The 16,730-nt window shown below is 68.8% G+C and carries 16 protein-coding genes and 1 pseudogene; 1 reads left to right on the top strand and 16 read right to left on the bottom strand.

The window, feature by feature from the left end:
* Positions 1 to 2: 2 nt before the first annotated feature.
* The 9 genes from ISF28_RS24415 to gspG are packed head-to-tail and all read right to left on the bottom strand — an operon-like array spanning position 3 to position 8,487.
* Positions 3 to 482, bottom strand: coding sequence for a type II secretion system protein (locus ISF28_RS24415; RefSeq protein ID WP_198119772.1), 480 nt, complete (start codon positions 480 to 482; stop codon positions 3 to 5).
* Complete coding sequence (locus ISF28_RS24420; RefSeq protein ID WP_229519352.1) at positions 479 to 2,605, bottom strand: secretin GspD/PilQ domain-containing protein; 2,127 nt, start codon at positions 2,603 to 2,605, stop codon at positions 479 to 481. Before ISF28_RS24420 ends, ISF28_RS24415 begins: the two co-directional genes overlap by 4 nt.
* On the bottom strand, positions 2,602 to 3,201 hold the full coding sequence (locus ISF28_RS24425) for a hypothetical protein (protein ID WP_229519353.1): 600 nt from the start codon (positions 3,199 to 3,201) through the stop codon (positions 2,602 to 2,604). Before ISF28_RS24425 ends, ISF28_RS24420 begins: the two co-directional genes overlap by 4 nt.
* On the bottom strand, positions 3,198 to 3,779 hold the full coding sequence (locus ISF28_RS24430; protein ID WP_198119773.1) for a hypothetical protein: 582 nt from the start codon (positions 3,777 to 3,779) through the stop codon (positions 3,198 to 3,200). Before ISF28_RS24430 ends, ISF28_RS24425 begins: the two co-directional genes overlap by 4 nt.
* Positions 3,776 to 4,327, bottom strand: a complete 552-nt coding sequence (locus tag ISF28_RS24435; protein ID WP_198119774.1) for a PilN domain-containing protein — start codon at positions 4,325 to 4,327, stop codon at positions 3,776 to 3,778. The genes ISF28_RS24430 and ISF28_RS24435 overlap by 4 nt, the downstream gene beginning before the upstream one ends.
* Positions 4,324 to 5,145, bottom strand: a complete 822-nt coding sequence (locus tag ISF28_RS24440; protein WP_198119775.1) for a hypothetical protein — start codon at positions 5,143 to 5,145, stop codon at positions 4,324 to 4,326. The genes ISF28_RS24435 and ISF28_RS24440 overlap by 4 nt, the downstream gene beginning before the upstream one ends.
* Positions 5,138 to 6,796: a GspE/PulE family protein gene (locus ISF28_RS24445; RefSeq protein ID WP_198119796.1), complete on the bottom strand. Its 1,659-nt coding sequence runs from the start codon at positions 6,794 to 6,796 to the stop codon at positions 5,138 to 5,140. Before ISF28_RS24445 ends, ISF28_RS24440 begins: the two co-directional genes overlap by 8 nt.
* Positions 6,797 to 6,825: 29 nt before the next feature.
* Positions 6,826 to 8,013, bottom strand: a complete 1,188-nt coding sequence (locus ISF28_RS24450; protein ID WP_198119776.1) for a type II secretion system F family protein — start codon at positions 8,011 to 8,013, stop codon at positions 6,826 to 6,828.
* A gap of 30 nt (positions 8,014 to 8,043) precedes the next feature.
* A complete protein-coding gene (gene gspG / locus ISF28_RS24455; RefSeq protein ID WP_198119777.1) occupies positions 8,044 to 8,487 on the bottom strand; it encodes a type II secretion system major pseudopilin GspG in 444 nt (147 codons plus the stop codon).
* Between the two features lie 510 nt (positions 8,488 to 8,997).
* On the opposite strand from gspG, the gene ISF28_RS24460 reads away from it, so the two are divergent.
* Positions 8,998 to 9,264, top strand: coding sequence for a hypothetical protein (locus tag ISF28_RS24460; RefSeq protein WP_198119778.1), 267 nt, complete (start codon positions 8,998 to 9,000; stop codon positions 9,262 to 9,264).
* Here ISF28_RS24460 and ISF28_RS24465 read toward each other — a convergent pair.
* The 7 genes and pseudogenes from ISF28_RS24465 to ISF28_RS24495 form a co-directional block, all read right to left on the bottom strand.
* The gene (locus ISF28_RS24465; protein ID WP_198119779.1) at positions 9,219 to 10,037 is read right to left on the bottom strand and encodes a LuxR C-terminal-related transcriptional regulator; all 819 of its coding nucleotides are present in this window, start codon (positions 10,035 to 10,037) and stop codon (positions 9,219 to 9,221) included. The genes ISF28_RS24460 and ISF28_RS24465 overlap by 46 nt on opposite strands.
* 2 nt (positions 10,038 to 10,039) lie before the next feature.
* Positions 10,040 to 10,729 carry a winged helix-turn-helix domain-containing protein gene (locus ISF28_RS24470; RefSeq protein WP_198119780.1) on the bottom strand — a complete coding sequence of 230 codons (690 nt, stop codon included), beginning with the start codon at positions 10,727 to 10,729 and terminating at the stop codon, positions 10,040 to 10,042.
* Positions 10,730 to 10,855: 126 nt separating this feature from the next.
* Positions 10,856 to 11,422, bottom strand: coding sequence for an NF038129 family PEP-CTERM protein (locus ISF28_RS24475; RefSeq protein WP_198119781.1), 567 nt, complete (start codon positions 11,420 to 11,422; stop codon positions 10,856 to 10,858).
* Between the two features lie 15 nt (positions 11,423 to 11,437).
* Positions 11,438 to 14,425, bottom strand: coding sequence for an ExeM/NucH family extracellular endonuclease (locus ISF28_RS24480; protein WP_198119782.1), 2,988 nt, complete (start codon positions 14,423 to 14,425; stop codon positions 11,438 to 11,440).
* Positions 14,426 to 14,552: 127 nt separating this feature from the next.
* A complete protein-coding gene (locus ISF28_RS24485) occupies positions 14,553 to 15,587 on the bottom strand; it encodes a TIGR03790 family protein (protein WP_198119783.1) in 1,035 nt (344 codons plus the stop codon).
* A 134-nt stretch (positions 15,588 to 15,721) separates the two neighbouring features.
* Entirely contained in the window at positions 15,722 to 16,435 is a 714-nt protein-coding gene (locus ISF28_RS24490; protein ID WP_229519354.1) for a PEP_CTERM-anchored TLD domain-containing protein, read from the bottom strand.
* Positions 16,436 to 16,575: 140 nt separating this feature from the next.
* Positions 16,576 to 16,730 (bottom strand): annotated as a pseudogene (locus tag ISF28_RS24495) (mannose-1-phosphate guanylyltransferase/mannose-6-phosphate isomerase); the annotation flags it as partial.

Genomic DNA, 16,730 nt, shown 5'->3' on the forward strand with positions numbered 1-16,730 from the left:
ATTCACCAGCGGCTGTAAGGGACGCCGTTCAGCCCGACCTTGCCGGAGGTCGAGTAGACGTCGTACACGTCGTCCCCTTCCTTCGGTTCGTCCGGCTCGCTGGCGTAGCTGCGCTTGCCCCACGTCTCGGCATCCTTGAGGTCCGCGTCGTCGTTGAACGGATCGCGCGGCAGGCGGCGCAGAAAATAGATCTTGGCTTTCTTGGGACTCTTCTGGTCGGGCACGCCCTCGACGAGCACCTCCAGTTTCGGCGGATAGCCCGTGGCCCCGGCCGCGCGCGGAATGCGCCCTTCGTCCCCGGCCTTCTTGTACGCGTCGATGGCGGCGCGGATGTCGTGCAGCGCGACGCGCAGCGCCTGTTCGTGGCGGCGCTGCAGCGCGATCTGCGCGGTCGGCACTAGCAGCGTTCCGAGCAGGGCCAGGATCGCCAGCGTGACGAGCAGCTCGATCAGGGTGAAGCCGCGCGGGCGCCGGGCATTCATTTCTGGTTCGGGAACGCGGCCTGCGACGCGGGCACGTGGTTGTTGGCCGGCTGCGGCATGGGCGTGATGTCCGGCTGCGGCAGCGGCGTGATCTGGACCGGGGGCGCGGCCGGCAGCTCGGACGGCGCCACGGACGCCGGCGCGGCCGGCAAGGTGCCGCTGGCGCCGACGCTGCTGGCGGGGACCATCGCGCCCGCCTGCGGCTGGTCGGGCAGCACCGGCAACGGTTGCGCGGATTGCGGCCGTGCCGGCTGCGGCGGCGCGGGATGCGGCTGCGCCGCGGGCGGCGCCGTGCGCGCGGGCGCGCCGCCCGGCAGCGGGTGCGCGCCCTGCCCCGGCAGTTGCGCCGGCGTGCGCACGGTCATGTCGGGGCGGCGCCGGAAGCTGGCTTCCGTGCCGGCGCTGAATTCGGACGCCGATGCGGGCGGGCGCTGCAGGTTGCGGATCAGGTGCGGCGTGATCGACAGCACGACCTCGGTCTTGTTGCGCGTGTCCTGCTGGCTGCCGAACAGCCGGCCCAGGATCGGGAAATCACCCAGCCCGGGCAGCTTGGTGCTGCTCGACCGGTCCTCGTTCTTGATCAGGCCCGCCAGCACCTGGTTCTCGCCATCCTTCAGCTGCAGCATCGTCGACGCCGAGCGCGTGCCGATGCGGTACGCCGTCGTGCCGCCCTTCGTCGTGACGGTGTCGACGAGATTGCTGACTTCGAGCGAGATGCGGATGCCGACCTCGTTGTTCAGGTAGATCGTGGGCTCGACGTCGAGCTTGAGACCGACGTCGACGTAGTTCACGGACTCGGACGCGAAGCCGCCCACGCCCGACGAAATGGTCGTCGTGATGGTCGGCAGCTTGTCGCCGATGACGACCTTGGCCTTTTCCTTGTTGCGCACGCGGATGCGGGGCGCGGCCAGGGTCTCGGAATCGCCGTCGGTCTTGCTGGCGGTGAGCGAGCCGGTGACGCCCGTCACGCCGATCGTCTGGCCGTTCAGGTGGCGCAGCTGGTCGACCGTGATCGCGCTGCCGGCCGTCGTCGTCAGCGGCGCGAACGCCAGGCTCGTGGGCCAGTCGACGCCCAGGTCGAGCAGGCGGTTGCGCTGCACTTCCAGCACCTCGACGTCCAGCATCACCTCGGCCTCCGGCACGTCCTGCAGCGCCACCAGCCGCGACGCCAGCTTCACGGCTTCAGGAGTGTCGCGCAGGATCACGAGGTTCAGCTTCTCGTCCACGACGATGTCGCGCGCCTTGAGGATCGTCTTCAGGGTATTGGCGACGGACTTCGCTTCCGCGTTGGCCAGGTAGAAGGTCTTGACCGTCATCTCCTGGTATTCCTTCTGCTTGGCCGCGATGTTCGGGTAGATCAGGATCGTGTTGCCGTCCATGACCTGGCGTTCCAGCTGGTTCGTCATCAGGAGGTAGTACACGGCCGCTTCCACCGTGCTGTTCTTGAGGAAGATGGACGCGCGCCGGTCCGTCTTGACGTCCTTGTCGAACAGGAAGTTGAGGCCCGAGTGACGCGCGATCACCTCGAAGATCTGCTTGAGCGGCGCGTCGCGGAACTCCAGGCTGATGGGCGTGCGGAACGCGGCCGCCAGCGCCGCCTCGGGCGAATTCGCCGCGATCTTCTCGTTGACGTCCGCCAGCAGCCGGCGCGCCGGTTCGTACGACGGGCGCTCCGTCAGGATGGCGGTCAGCTTGGTCTTGGCCAGGTCGAGGTCCTTGTGTTCCAGCGCGGTGCGCGCCTCCGCCATCAGCACGCCGTGGCGGCGGTCGGCGTCGACCTGGGCCAGGCCGGCGCGCGCGCGGTCGTTGAGGGGATCGAACGCCAGCACGCGCCGGTAGTCCGCGATGGCCAGTTCCGGCTTGCCGTCGGCCAGTTCACGGTCGGCCTGGGGCAGCAGGCGGTTCGTGGCGGCGTCGCGCGCGCGCAGGTACGTGGCCTTGTAGACGACGTTGGACGGATCGGCGGCCAGCGCTTCCCGGTATTTCAGGAGCCCGGCTTCGACCTTGTCCTGGGCCACGAGCTCGTTCCCTTCGCGGTAGGCCATTTGCGCCGCGCAGCCGGACAGCAGGATGGCGGCGAACGCCGGGAGCAGGCAGCGGGCCAGAGTGGGGCGAGCGATCAATCGAATACTCCAATATTGAGCTGTTGGACCTGGTTCAGCGGCAGGTAGGTCAGGGTCAGTACCGGCGGGGTGATGGCGTCGACGCGGTAGGTCCCGTCGATCACGGCCCCCTTCTCGCGCACGACGTAGGTGCGGGCGCCGCGCGCCAGGTAGACCTCCCATACGCCGTCGCTGACGGACTTGCCGATGAAGGTGAACGGCAGCGGCGGCGCCGTGGGCGGCGGCGGTGGCGGTGGCGGCGGCGCGGGTTGCGGCGGCGGGGGCGGCGGCGTCCAGTCCTGGTGCGCGAACGGACCGGCGCCGTTCTGCCCCTGGCCGAACAGCGTGTCGGACTCGCCGATCAGCGCATCGCGCGGCACCAGCGCGAGGACGGGCTGGCCCGCGCCCGCCTCGGCCGGCTGTGTCGTAGCCGTAGCCGCAGCCGGTGCCCGTGCCGGCGCGGGCGTGGGCGCGCGCGGCGCCGGCGCGGCCGGACGCGCCACGGGCTCCGCGATGTCGCCGGCCGGCGTCTTGTTGCCGAACGCGGCGAGCAGCCCCGCGCCGACGAGGGCCAGTCCGAGGATCGCGTGGCGCGGCTGAATCCGGCCCGTCTTCATGGCCGTGCCGTCCCGTCGCGCAGGTAAAGGGTCAGGCGCAGGCGCGCCTCCACCGTCGCGTCGCCGATGGCGTCGCGGTGGAAGCTGATCTCGTCCAGCGACGCGAACGGGATCGCGCGCAGCGCCGCCATCGCGAACTGCCAGATGGCCGCGTAACTGCCTTTCACGGGCAGGCTGACCTGGTAGGTGTAGACGTGGGCGTTGCGCTCGTAGCCCGGCTTGTACTCGCCCTGGCGCAGCACGAGGCCGGACTTGGCGGCGAGGGCGAACAGCGTCTTCACCTGTTGCTCGACGTCGCCCCGTTCGCCCAGCGCGCCGTAGAACGCGGCCAGGTTGTCGGGGGGCGCCACGGGCGCCGGCTTGGGCGCCGGCGCGGGTGTCGTCGCGGGCCGCGCCGTCGGGCGCGCCGGCGCGGCGTACGCTGCCTGCCGGCGCTCCATCGCCCACACGGCATGCAAGGTCCAGGCGAAGGCGCCGGCCATGGCGAGCAGCACGAGCGCCGCCGCCAGCAGGACCGGGTTCGCGCGCAGCAGCGCCAGGCGCAGGCGCAGCATGGGCGCCGCGAAGGTCGTCTTCATGGCGCGGCCCTCCACTGGGCGTCGATCTGGAAACGGATCGGGCGGTTGCGGTCCTGCTCGTTGATCTCGTGGCGCGCCAGCAGCACGGTGCTGAACCAGTCGACCTGCTGCAGCGCCTCGACGTAGGCGATCATGTCGTCGCTGGTCTTCGCTTCCGCGGTGATGCGCACGCTGCTCTTCTTCGCGTCCGGTTCCAGCGCCAGCAGGGCGATGTTGGCGGGCGTCGCCGCCTGGACCGCGTCGTGCAGGGCGCGCCACGGCAGGTTGAGCTGCTGCACGGACGCGTTCACGGCGCCGGCCTGCGCCGGCGGCACGACGCGCACCGGCGCGGCGACGGGCGCGCGCGCGGCGGCGCGGGCCTGCGCCCGGGCCACCTGCGCAGCGTGGAATGCCTCGTTCTGCTCCAGGCCGCGGTATTGCGTGATGCTGCTGCCGAGCCCCGGCACCAGCGCGACGGCGGCGACCAGGAGGCTCCACGTCCCGCGCGGCGTGCGGTGCCACGCGCGGGCGACGCTGGGCGGCGCGAAGTCGATGCGGATCTTCTTCATGGCGCCCTCCCCGTCAGCGCGAGCCGGGCGCAATCGGGCCACAGCGGATCGGTCTCGTCCTCGAACAGCGTGCAGGCGAATTTCAGCCGGCCCGCGCTGCTCGCCCATCCGGTGGGCGCCGGTCCGCAGATCTGCAGGCGCTCGGGGCGCGACAGGCCCACGCGCAGCGCCTCGCGCGCCACGTGACCTTCGAGCCAGTCGCGGTCCGCGCCCGGCGGGATCGGCGCCGTGCGCACGGCGGCGAGCAGGTCGCCGTCGAGCGCGGCGATGGACAGCACGCCGCCGTGCACGACGCCGAACCACGCGCCCGCGCGGCGCGCGCGGCGGTGCTGGTTCAGCGCGGCGACGAATTGCGGCACGATCTCGACGAGCTTGAAGCGCTGGCCGCTTGCTGCCGCCGTCAGTTGTTCCAGCAGCGCCAGCGGCAGCGCGGCGGCGAGGAACGGATGCGCGGCGTCCCAGTCGGCGCGCACGGTCCAGCCGTCCGGACTGCCCCCGAACAGCGCCTGGTAGCGCAGCGCGGCGGCCGCTTCCAGGTCGGCGAGGCGCGTCGCGCCTTGCGGCGGCGTCACCTGCCACAGGCGCACGAGGTCGTCGGACAGCACGACCGTCGCCGGAAACCCGGCCACGTCGTGCTCGCCCAGCAGCATGCCGAGCGCCGCGCCCAGCGACACCGGATCGCCCCCCGTCGCCGCGACCTGGCCCAGCAGGCGCGCCCGTTCGTGCGGCCAGATGCTGGTGCGCACGAGCGCCAGCGCATCCGGCGCGACGCCGATGCGCAGCTGCTGCCCGAACGTCGATTTCAAGGCGCTAAGCATGCAGCGTGACCCTCCGAATTTCCTCGATCGTCGTGGCGCCGCGCTTGACCAGGTCCAGCGCCGCGAGGCGCAGGCTGCGCGTGCCGTTGGCGGCGGCGGCCGCCTTGATGCGGCGGATCGGCTGCTTGTCGACGATCAGTTCGCGGATCTCGTCGTTAAGCGTCAGGATCTCGGCGATCGACCGGCGCCCCTTGTAGCCGGTGCCGCGGCAATCGCCGCACCCCACGCCGCGCATGAACACGTGATCGGCCACCTCCGCGCGCGTCAGGTGCGCGGACGCCAGCTCGGCGTCGTCGGGCGTGTACTGCACGGCGCAGCGCGGGCAGTTCATGCGGATCAGGCGCTGGGCCCAGATGCCGTTCAGCGCCGAGACGAACGCGTACGGATCGATCCCCATGTGCGTGAAGCGGCCGAACACGTCGAACACATTGTTCGCGTGGACGGTCGTCAGCACGAGGTGGCCCGTCAGCGCCGACTGCACCGCGATCTCCGCCGTCTCGCGGTCGCGGATCTCGCCGACCATGATCTTGTCCGGGTCGTGGCGCAGGATCGAGCGCAGGCCCTTGGCGAACGACAGGCCCTTCTTTTCGTTGACGGGGATCTGCAGGATGCCGGGCAGCTGGTATTCGACCGGGTCCTCGATCGTGATGATTTTTTCGCGGCCGTTGTGGATCTCGGTCAGCGCCGCGTACAGGGTGGTCGTCTTGCCGGAACCCGTCGGCCCCGTCACCAGCAGCATGCCGTAGGCCTCCTGGGCCAGCATGCGCAAGGTGGCCAGCGACGGCGCGTCGAAGCCCAGCGCTTCCAGCGTGAGCGAGCCGTAGGCCTCGATCATCGCGCGCTTGTCGAGGATACGGATGACGGCGTCCTCGCCGTGGATGCTGGGCATGATCGACACGCGCAGGTCGATCTCGCGCCCGGCCGATTCGACGCGGAAGCTGCCGTCCTGCGGGACGCGGCGCTCGGCGATGTCCAGCTCCGCCAGCACTTTCAGGCGCGAGATGATGTGCTCCGCCAGTTCGATGCCGCCGACGGACGCGGCGTGATCGAGCACGCCGTCCACGCGGTACTTGACGGCGAGGCCGCCGGCGGTGCTCTCCAGGTGGATGTCGGACGCGCCGGCCTTCAGGGCGTCGTACAGGGTCGAGTTGACGAGCTTGACGGCGGGACTGGCCGCTTCCGACACGGACGCGAACGACAGCACGGTCGCGCTCTTGCCGTCGCGCCGGCCCTCGCCACTGTCGCCGACGAGCGTGTCGACGGCGCGCGCGGATTCCTCGTGCTTGCCGAGGTAGGCCTGGATGTCGGACTGCAGCGCCAGCCGCAGGTGCAGCGGCTGCGCGGCCGTCGCGCCGGCCTGGGCCTGCAGCCACGTCTGCAGGTCGAGGTCGAACGGGTCGGCGATCACGCCCGTCAGCCGCCTGGCGTCGTCGCGCAGCAGCACGCAGTGGCGCGCCAGCGCCTGCGCCAGCGGCAGCAGGTCGAACGCGGGCTGCTGGCCGAACATCTCCGGCGTTTCCATCACCGTCAGACCCAGCGGCGCGGCCAGCAGGCCCACGATCTCGCGCGGCTCCAGGCCGGACAAGCCCTGCAATTCCTCGACGAGCGCGCGGCGCGACTGGCGGCTTTGCGCGCGAGCGCGCGCCAGCATGGCTTCGTCGAGCGAGGCGAGCGGCGCGTTCACGACATGTCTCCGGCCAGGTCGAAGATCGGCATGTACAGCAGCACGACGATGGCGCCGACGACGAGGCCGATGGCCGCCATGAGCAGCGGTTCGAACGTGCGCGTGAAGCGGTCGATCCAGCGTCCGATCTCGCCGTCGTAGAACGCGGCGGAGCGCGTGAGCATCGTGCCCATCGCGCCCGTGCGCTCGCCCACGCGCAGCATGCGCAGCGAGATCGGCGTCGTGAGGCCGTTGGCCTCGAACGCGTCGGACAGCGGCCGTCCCGCCTCGATCGCGGTGCGCGCGGCGCGCAGGCCGACGGCCACGCCGGGCGACACCATGCCCTGCACGGTATCGATCGCATTCACGAGCGTGATGCCGCCTTCGTTCAGCATGCCCAGCGTGAGGTACAGGCGCGACAGTTCATAGATGCGGGCGCGCTCGCCGATGCCGGGCAGCCTGGCCAGCAGGCGCGCCGCGCCGCCCCGTTGCAAGGCGCGCCGGATCGCCCAGGCGGCGATGCTCACGGTGGCCGCGAAGCCGATCAACAGGCCGCCCGCATGGCGGCCCGCGAACTGGCCCCAGTCGAGCATCACGCGCGACAGCCACGGCAGGCTGCGGCCCGCGCCCTGGTAGACCTCGGCGAAGCGCGGCACGACATAGGACATCAGGAAGATCGACACGCCGCCGCCCACGCACAGCAGGATGGCCGGGTAGATCGACGCGCTGACGACCTTGGCGCGCACGGTGTCGATGCGCTGCTGGTATTCGATATAGCGTTCGAGCGCGCGCGGCAGGTCGCTCGTGCCTTCCGCCGCGCGCACGATGCCCACGTACAGCGGCGGGAACAGCAGGGGTTGCGCGGCCATCACGGTCGACAGGCGCTTGCCTTCGCGCAGGCCGGCCAGCAGGCGTTCCAGCACGCCGCGCGTGGCGGGGCTGGCTTCCTTTTCCAGCAGGGCTTCCAGGCCTTCGACGATGCCCAGGCCCGCCGTCAGCAGCGCGAGCAGTTCCTGGCTGAACAGCACGAGCGACAGCTTGCCGCCGCGCCGGCGGCGCAGCAGGGGCGCGTGCGCGGGTTCGATGGCGCTGACGAACAGGCCGCGCGCCTCGATCTGGCGGCGCGCGTCCGCCTCGTCGGTGGCGTCGACGACCACGCTGGCGATGCGCATGTCGGGCGCTAGGGTGCGGACCGCGAATTGCATGGGAGCGAATGCGAGAACGACAAACCGCGCTTATTGGGAGACGATGTCGGCGCTCTCGCCTTCACCGCCCGGCTGGCCGTCCTTGCCGAGCGAGACGATTTCGTACTCGCCCTTGGTGCCGGGCGCGCGGTATTGGTAGGCGTGGCCCCACGGATCGAGCGGGACGCTTTTCTTGAGATAGGGCCCGTTCCACTTGGCGGCCGCCGCGGGCGGGGCCGTCAGCAGCGCATTCAAGCCCTCCTCCGTCGTCGGATAGCGGCCGACGTCGAGACGGAAGGTGTCCAGCGATTTTTCGAACGCTTCGATCTGGGCCTTGGCCACCGTGACCTCGGACTTGCCCAGCTGCGCGAAATACTTGGGCCCGACATAGGCCGCAAGCAAACCGATGATAACGATAACTACCAAAAGTTCAAGCAGGGTAAAACCAGCCTGGCGGACCCGCGCGGCGGTGTCCTTGGTCTGCACACGATACATCCAACCGACTCCTCTATTGCTCTAATGTAAAGCCTTGCGTGAAGGCTACCATGGCCCCGTGATGGCGACAAATCATTTCGAGAGGTTTAACTATGACACCTTGGTATATCGCGCGATCCTGCGCCGGGCTCGTCGGTCGAAACACGGATTTCTTGTTCGCAAAATTTTAACCTTGTTCCGCGCGCCGGAACAGGTTCGGGACAATCTTTCTCCCATTTCACGTGCTGGCTATACGGATGGCCTAGCATAACCCATTGACTGTGTGAAATCCTTTATGATTTTCCGTGCAATTGAAGAAAAAACTGCGTAGTTTTTGCGCGACTTTTTCCTGAATGCATTTAAAATTTCCTACAGGATATTTCCCTTCATCATCGCCTATCTTCAGCTATTTCCAGGCAAAAATATTTCAAAACCATAATATTTGCACGAATTTAACAAAAAAAGTGTTGAGTTGCGGAAAAACGGACGCTACAGTGGGCGCATTGATGAACGCAAACATTGCCCTCAGTCATGAAAATCAACGCTTTCCGTACCGCTTTCGCCCTCAGCCTCACCGCCCTCCTCGCCGCCTGCGGCAGTGGCGCCCAGATCGACCAGCCGACCCAGACCGCAGCCATGGTCGAGACCGGTAACGCCGCCCAGGTCGCCACCGCGAATACGCCCGCGCCGGATTGCGCGGCCGACGGCTGCAAAGGCCTGCGCATCATCGATGCGAACGCCGAAGCCTACCGCTACGAAGCCATGCGCCGCGCCGCGGCCGACGCACCGCAGTCTTGACACGCGGCGGCTGCGGATCCCTCTTCCAGCAGCCGCAATTCCATGCAGCGCGCCAGCGCATGCGCCCGGTTGCTGACGCCGAGCGTGCGGTAGATACGCTGCAGATGGTTCTTGACGGTCAGCGCGCTGATCCCCAGGATCCTCCCCATCTCGTCATTGCTCTTCCCCGCCCGCAGCCAGCCGACGATCTCGGCCTCGCGCGCGCTCAGCGGACGCACCGGCGTACCGCCCGCCGCCGCCCGGCGCGGCGGCAAGCGCCCCAGCGCCAGGTGCAGGCAAGGCAGCAACAATTCCAGGAAATAGGCGTGGCGCGCGTTCGGCCGCGGCGCGAGGCCGAACAGCACGAACACGCTGGCGCCCGCGCTCGTCGGCCCCGTGCCGTGCACGAGCACGCTGTCGAACCCGATCCGCTTCATCTCCTCGCGCAGCCCCTCCAGCGGCTGGCGCGCGGCCATGCCGAAATCGGCCAGCACCGGTAGACGTCCCCCTTGCACGCACTGCCGCGCGATGCGCAGCGCCAGGCCGTCGCGCCCGTCCGTCAGCGCCCGCTGCGCCGCCGGCGCCAGCACGGTGCCGTGCACGCATTCCAGCCGCGCCGGCGTCCCGCCCGGCCCCAGTTCCAGACCCACGAGCACCCGGTGCGGCAACAAGGCCTGCACCTGGCCCTGGGCCCACAGGAACAGCTGGCGCTGGCTCGCCACGCGCAGCCCGGATTCGATGGCGCACAGCAGGTATTCCTGCTCCTGGCGGCTGAGGATGACGACGGGTTCCACGCTCACGTCCAGGCGACGAAGCGGTAGCCGGCGCCGCGCACGGTCTCGATGTGTTCCTGGTGCCCGCTCGGCTGCAGCGCATGGCGCAGCCGCCCCACGTGGGCGTCGACCGTGCGCTCGTCGAGCACGGCGTGGCGGCCCCAGACCTGGTCCAGCAGCTGCGAGCGCGTGTGCACCCGCTCCGGATGGTGCATGAGGAAGTTTAGTAAACGGAATTCGACGGGCCCCAGCGCCACCTGGCGCGTGCCGGCCACGACGCGCTGCGTGTGCGGATCGAGGCGCAATCCCGCCATCTGCACGGCGTCGGCCGACACGTGCGGCACGCGCCGGCGCAGCACGGCCTGCATGCGCGCCAGCAATTCGCGCGGATTGAACGGTTTCGTCAGGTAATCGTCGGCGCCGGATTCCAGCGCGAGGATCGTGTCGTGCTCCCCCGATCGCGCGGACACCATGATGATGGGCAGCTCGCACGTGCGCGCCTGGGCGCGCAGGCGCCGGATCAACGCCGCGCCCGACTGGCCGGGCAGATCCCATTCGAGCAACAGCATGTCGGGCGGGCCGTCGTCGAGCGCCGCGTGCGCCGACTCGGCGTCCGGGCACAGGTCGACGCGATGCCCGGCACGGGTCAGGTTCAGTTCCAGCAACTGGCGAACGGCGGGGTCGGGATCGACCGCGAGGACGTGTGTGCGCATCGAAGAATCCTTGTCTTGGCGACAACAGGATCGAATATGCACGAAGCACGTCCGGCTGAACAATATGATTTCGATTAGGAATTCATATGTTTGGCGAATAAATCGTGGGCGAGGGCCTGCGCGGACTCAGGCGCGGCGGCGCTGCAGCGCGGTCAACAGGAGCAACCCGGTGGCGACGAGCAGCCAGTCGGCCGGTTCCGGCACGGGGTTCACGGCGGCGAACGCGGGATCGGCATCGATGGCGGGCGGCATGCCGGCCGCGAGGCTGATCTGGGCGGCCGGGAATGCCAGGTAAGTCGTCGGGCTGTCGAGCAGGCTGACGGACAAGGTCGCGCTGCCGCCGTCGGCCGGCACGCCGCCGAACGCCACGTCGAAGCCGAACGTGCCGCCCAAGGTGATCGACTGGAACAATTCCGAGAACGCGTCGGTCGAGAACGTGTACGCGCCGCCCGACTGCGCCACGTTCACGAGGTCGGGCGTGCCGGTGAAGGCGCCGTCGAGGCCGCTGATCGTCGCCGTCGCCACGTCGCTCGTGGCGAACGGCAGGAAGTCGATCTGCAGGAAGCCCGCGCCGCTCGTGCCGGTCGTGTCGAGGGCGACGTGGTAGACCGGGCCGGCGGACGCGAATCCCGCGCCGGCCAGCAGGGACAGCGCCAGCAGCGCGCGGGAGAACAGGGTTTTCAGGTGGGTCATGGTGCGCTCTCTCGATCAAAAGGTGCCGGCATACAGGGCCGACGTGAACGTGATGGTCGTCCTGGACGGATTGGTGAAGGTCAGCGGTACCTTGACGGTCGCGCCCGGCGCCAGCGCCGTGCCCGGCAACGTCACGTACGGGGCGCCGTCGAAGTCGCCGCTCTTGTTGTCGAGCGTGACGCCGGCCGGCAAGCCCCGCAGCACGTATTGCAGCGGTCCGGACAGCGCCGCGCCGCTCGTATTCGTGATGGCGACGCTGCCGACGAACTTGCCGGTGACGCGGTTGTAGCCGAGTGCGCCCGGCGCGATCTTGACGCTGGCCGTGACGTCCGCATAGGCCGGCGCCAGGTTCAGGCTCACGACGACCGGATCGTGGTCGGAGGCGCGGAACGGATTGTTCACGTACGGGTCGTCGGCCGTGTCGCCCAGGTTGTAGTCGATCGCGTCCGGCTCGTCCGCATTGTTGTGCCACTCCGTCACGCCGGCCACCTGCGCGTCGAGGGCGCCATTGGCCAGCGCATGGTCGAGGTAGCCGCTCTGGCCGTCGAACACATACGAATACGGGATGCCGTTCGGACGGACGAAGCGCTCCAGCTCGTTGACCATGCCGTTGTCCGTCAGGTACGCGATCGGGTCTTCGTGGCCGTACGAATTGAAGTCGCCCACGGCCAGCACGTCCGGGTCGCCGGCGGCCGCCACGACGGTCGGGATGAAGTACGAGAACACGCGCTGGGCCTGCTGGACGCGGGTCGCGTTCCAGCAGCCCTGGCCGTCGCCGGCATCCGTGTCGCCGGCGCCCGCGCCGCCGCAGCCGCCCTTCGATTTCAGGTGGTTGACGATCAGCGAGAACTTGGCGCCGTTCGCATTGACCTTGAACGTCTGGGCCATCGGCGCGCGGTTGTTGACGGCATCGCCGTCCGACAGCGCGCCGCCCACCGGCGTCAACACGGCCGGCTTGTAGATCATGGCGACGCGGATCGCGTCCGTGCCCGTCGCGGCCGGCTTCGCCACGTAGGCATACGTCGGGGTCGGCGCGCCGATCGCCTGGTTCAGCGCGTCGACGAGATAGCTCACCGTGATGTCGCCGTTGTTCTGGATTTCCATCAGGCCGACGGCGTCCGCGTCCATCGCCTTCAGCTCGTCGACGATCTTGTCGCGCTGGCGCACGAATTCCGTCATGTTGTCGGCGCCGCGGCAGTTGTTCTTGGACGGTGCCGACGAGCCGATCGTGCAGCCCTGCCCCGTGCGGCCCCAGGCATCGGTGCCGTCCGTGAACGTCGTGAAGAAGTTCAGGACGTTGGCGCTGGCCACGCGCACGTTGCCGGCGGCGACCGCCGGCGCGTCCGCGCGCGGGTTGGTGCGGCTGAACACGGGCGTTTCGGTCGGCTGCAGCTTGTACCAGCCGCCGCCGCCGCCGATGGCGCCGAAGTCCAGCACGCCGACGAGGTCCGTCACCGTGTCGCCGGCGCGCACGGTCTTGTCGTCCGCCAGGTAAGGGATATGCGGCGGCACCGTGAAGATGCCGTCGTCCAGGACCACCATGTTCTGCGCGTTGGCCGCCATCAGGGCGTTCGCGTCGGCCGAGCCGGCACGGTAGCGGTTCGTCGGCGTCTCGCGGCGGCCGCTGGCGAGCACCAGTTCGCCGCGGTCGCCCAGGTAGCTGTTGCCGTTCACGGTCAGCGGGTTCGCGAAGCGCACCAGCATGCCTTCGTAGTGGCTCAGCTCGGCCGGCAGGTCGATGTTGACGGGCGCGATCGTGTAGCCGCTGCCGAGGACGGACACGGCGCTGACGTTCTTCAGTTCCGTGTACGAGCGCTTGGCGCCGCTCGGCGCGTATTCGGTCACGGTGCCCGTCACGCGCACGAGGTCGCCCTCCTGCGCGGCCGTCGCGGCGCCGTACACGAAGATGGCGTCGGATGTGTCCGGATCGCCGTCGCCTTCCGGATCCTGGATGAAGAAGCCGCTGCCCAGTTTCTTCGTAATCACGCCGGTCGTCGACTGCACGGTGTTCGCGTACGGGCTCGTCAGGCCGCTGCCTTGGATCTGCGGGATCTTGACGAGGCCGCTGACGGCCACGTCGACGGTGCAGCTGGCGGTCTGGCTCGCGTCGTTGGCGAACGTGATCTCGACCGGATACGTGCCGGCCGGCAGGCTCGCGTCGACGACGAGGTTCGCCGTGGCCGTGCGGTTGGCGGCGGTGGCGGCCGTGAAGCCCGTCAGGCTGATGCCGGCGACGGCGCCCTTGCTGATGACGGCGCTATTGACGAGGCTGTCGGCGTCGCTCGCCTGCAGCGGCGCGGTCGTGCCCGTCCCCACGTCGACGCCCACGCTGGCCGGGCACGCCGGCACGATAGGCTGCGGCAGCGGCGCGCCGCTGCAGGACACCCGGTCGCTGCCCGTGTTGCGCGGGGTCGCTGCGCCGGTGACGAAGTCGCTGCTGTTGTCGTCGCTGTCCAGGCAGCCGTCATTCTTGCGCAGCACCGCCAGCGTGTTCGACGGCGCCGGCGTCGGGCCCGAGCCTTCGTAGTAACTGGCCGTCGTGCCGAAACCGACGAAGTCGACGACGTTGTCGACCGGCTGGCTGCCCGACAGCGCCGTCGTCGTGTTGACGAGCGCCACCTTGCCGGCCGTCGCGCTCATCGCGATGGTGCCGGCCGTGTCCGGCGTCAGCGCGTCCGTGCCGCCGCTGCCCTTGGCCTCCTGCACGAGGTAGTACTGGCCGGCCGCGAGTGTCACGCTGGCCGGCAGCTTGGTGACCTGCCACGTCGTACCCGCGCTCGACGCGTATTGCACGCTCCAGTTGTCCAGCGTGACGGTCGTGCCGCTCGTGTTCAGCAGCTCGACGAAATCGTTCTTGTACGTGGCGCCGGAATTGCCGCCGCCGCCATAGACCTGGCTGATGACGACGCCGCCGGCCGCGGCGGACACGGGCGCCGACAAGGCCGCCAGCAGGGCCGCCAGCACGGTCATGCGTCCTGGAGAGTGGAAAGCGCGTGGGTTCATGGGATGTCCTGGGATTGGGAAATCAATTGTCAATGCAACATTTAACAAATGTATATTAAATGCACAAATTGACAACATCATGACCACGGATTAGTCCGAACGGACCAATCCCGGGACAACCGGCGGATCAGCGCGCGCGGTAGGGTGCGGCGAGCGGTTCGCCGATGAACAGGCCCTGCGTCGGCCAGGCGACGCTCTTCCAATACGCTTCGATCGCGCTGGCGCCCTGCACATAGTGCTTGAGCAGCACGGCCGGGTTCGGGAATTTCTGCCAGTGGTTGCAAGGCTCGCTGACGGTGCCGTAGCTGGCGGTCGCGCCCGCGTCCAGCCAGCGCAGGCTGCTCATCTGCTCGCCGCCGAGAAGGTCGCCGCCCAGCGACGTCAGGTGGTCCGCCAGCGCCCCCGGCAGGAAGTGGAGCGTGTCCAGCTTGGCGACGTCGGCCATGCCCGTTTCGTAGATCATGACGTCCTTGGCGCCTTCCAGCACGTCGGCCTGCATGGGCTTCGTCTTCAGCCTGCGCGCCGCGACCTTGCCGGCCGGCGGAAAGAACAGCGCGCGCGAATTGCGCGCCTTCTCCGACGTCGTCAAATAGTAGGCGGTGGCGGGCACGATGCGAAAGCCCGCCCCCGCCCCGCGATCGATCAAGGCCTTGGCCTGCGCGACGGATTCGGTCGGCAACAGCATCGAGATCCGGATATTCAGGTCCGTGTACGGACGCGCGGAACTGGAATTGAAGTAGGGACTCGGCCGGCCCGCCGCGCACGTCTTGGCGCACTGGCCGGGGTCGAACCCGAGGCTGTACGCGCCCGTGATGGAATTGCACTCGACCTTGTACGGCGCCGTCCACACCATCAGCACGGCCTGGATGCCGGGGCCCAGGTGCGCGTCGATCTCGTCCTTCAGCTGCGCGAACCGCTCGGCGCTGATCTCGCGCGGCTTGCCGGGAATGCGCACATGCACGACGTTGGCCGCCGGGATGCCGCGCCGCTTGCGATAGTACTCGCCGACCTTGACGCTGTTCGGCTCCGCATCGTTGATGACGATGGCCAGTTGATCGGGCTGGAGGTGGGACTCGCTGACGAATTGGGCACGGGACGGTGCCGCAACGAAAGCGAGGAGGCAGGCGAGCAGGGACGGGCAGAATCGCGGGATCCGGGTCATGGGCACATCATGCCACAGCTTGCAACGCAGACAACTTAAGCGCGGCTTAGAGTCTGTCCCAGTAGGGTGGGCACCCCAGTGCCCACCAAACGCAAATCGGTCCGCGAACGCATGGTGGGCACGGGGTGCCCACCCTACAAGCGCCTGCGCGCGATCATGCCCAGCACGCCGAGACCGGCCAGCAGCATGGCCGCGGCGCCGGGTTCGGGCACGGGCGAAATCGCGAAGATTTCCAGCGCGTCCAGCTTCACGATTTCGCCGTGCAGGCTGCCGTCGATGATGCTGCGGCCCTCGTTGTCCGGATTCCCATAGCTCAGCTGCCACGACGTGGCAGCCGTCAGCGCGTCGTTGACGTACAGGTCCGGCCCGGAGCCGAAGATGGGGCCGTAGCCGACCTCGTTGTACGTCTGGCGCAGGCCCTGGCTCGGCAGTTGATAGCCCGTCAGCACTTGCCGGTACACGGCCGGGTCCGTCATATTGAACAGGAAGGCCGTGCGCTGCCAGTCGCGCTGGGTCTCGTGCCAGCCCTCATCCGAGGCCCAGCTCTGCGGGTTGTAGCCGCCCACGAGGAAGCTGTCGCCCGCGCCGTTCGTCACTTCCAGCAGGGTGAAGGTCGCACCCTTGCCGTCCGCGCCGGCGTGGAAAGCGTCCGACGTGTCGCCGGGATGCAGCGTGTACACATTGTTGAGGTTGAATTCGCCGGCGCCGAGCCAGCGTTCCAGTTGGGCGTGGCCGCTCGCGTCAAGCAGAGTGGAACCGCCGATGATGTCGCCTGCCGCCGCCGTGCCGGCGACGCCGGCCAGGGCCGCGCCCAGGGCGCCGGCCGCGATGATCGTCTTCATCTTCATGATGTTTCCCCGATGGGTTCTCGACGACGCATTGTATGCCGCATGCGCGCGGCCATACGCACTGTAGCATTGTGGAACTAAAGGAAGAGACGCGTCCGCACAGGCCGTGCGGACGCGGAGGATGCGCTAAGGCCCGCCTGTCAAGCGCGCTTGTAGATGTCCTCGAATCGAACGATGTCGTCCTCGCCGAGGTAGCTGCCGGACTGCACTTCGATCAGGTGCAGCGGCAGCTTGCCCGGATTCTCCAGGCGGTGCGTCATGCCGATCGGAATGTACGTGGACTCGTTCTCGGACA

The sequence above is a fragment of the Massilia rhizosphaerae genome (assembly GCF_016093545.1).
In the GTDB taxonomy this organism is placed as follows: domain Bacteria; phylum Pseudomonadota; class Gammaproteobacteria; order Burkholderiales; family Burkholderiaceae_D; genus Telluria; species Telluria rhizosphaerae.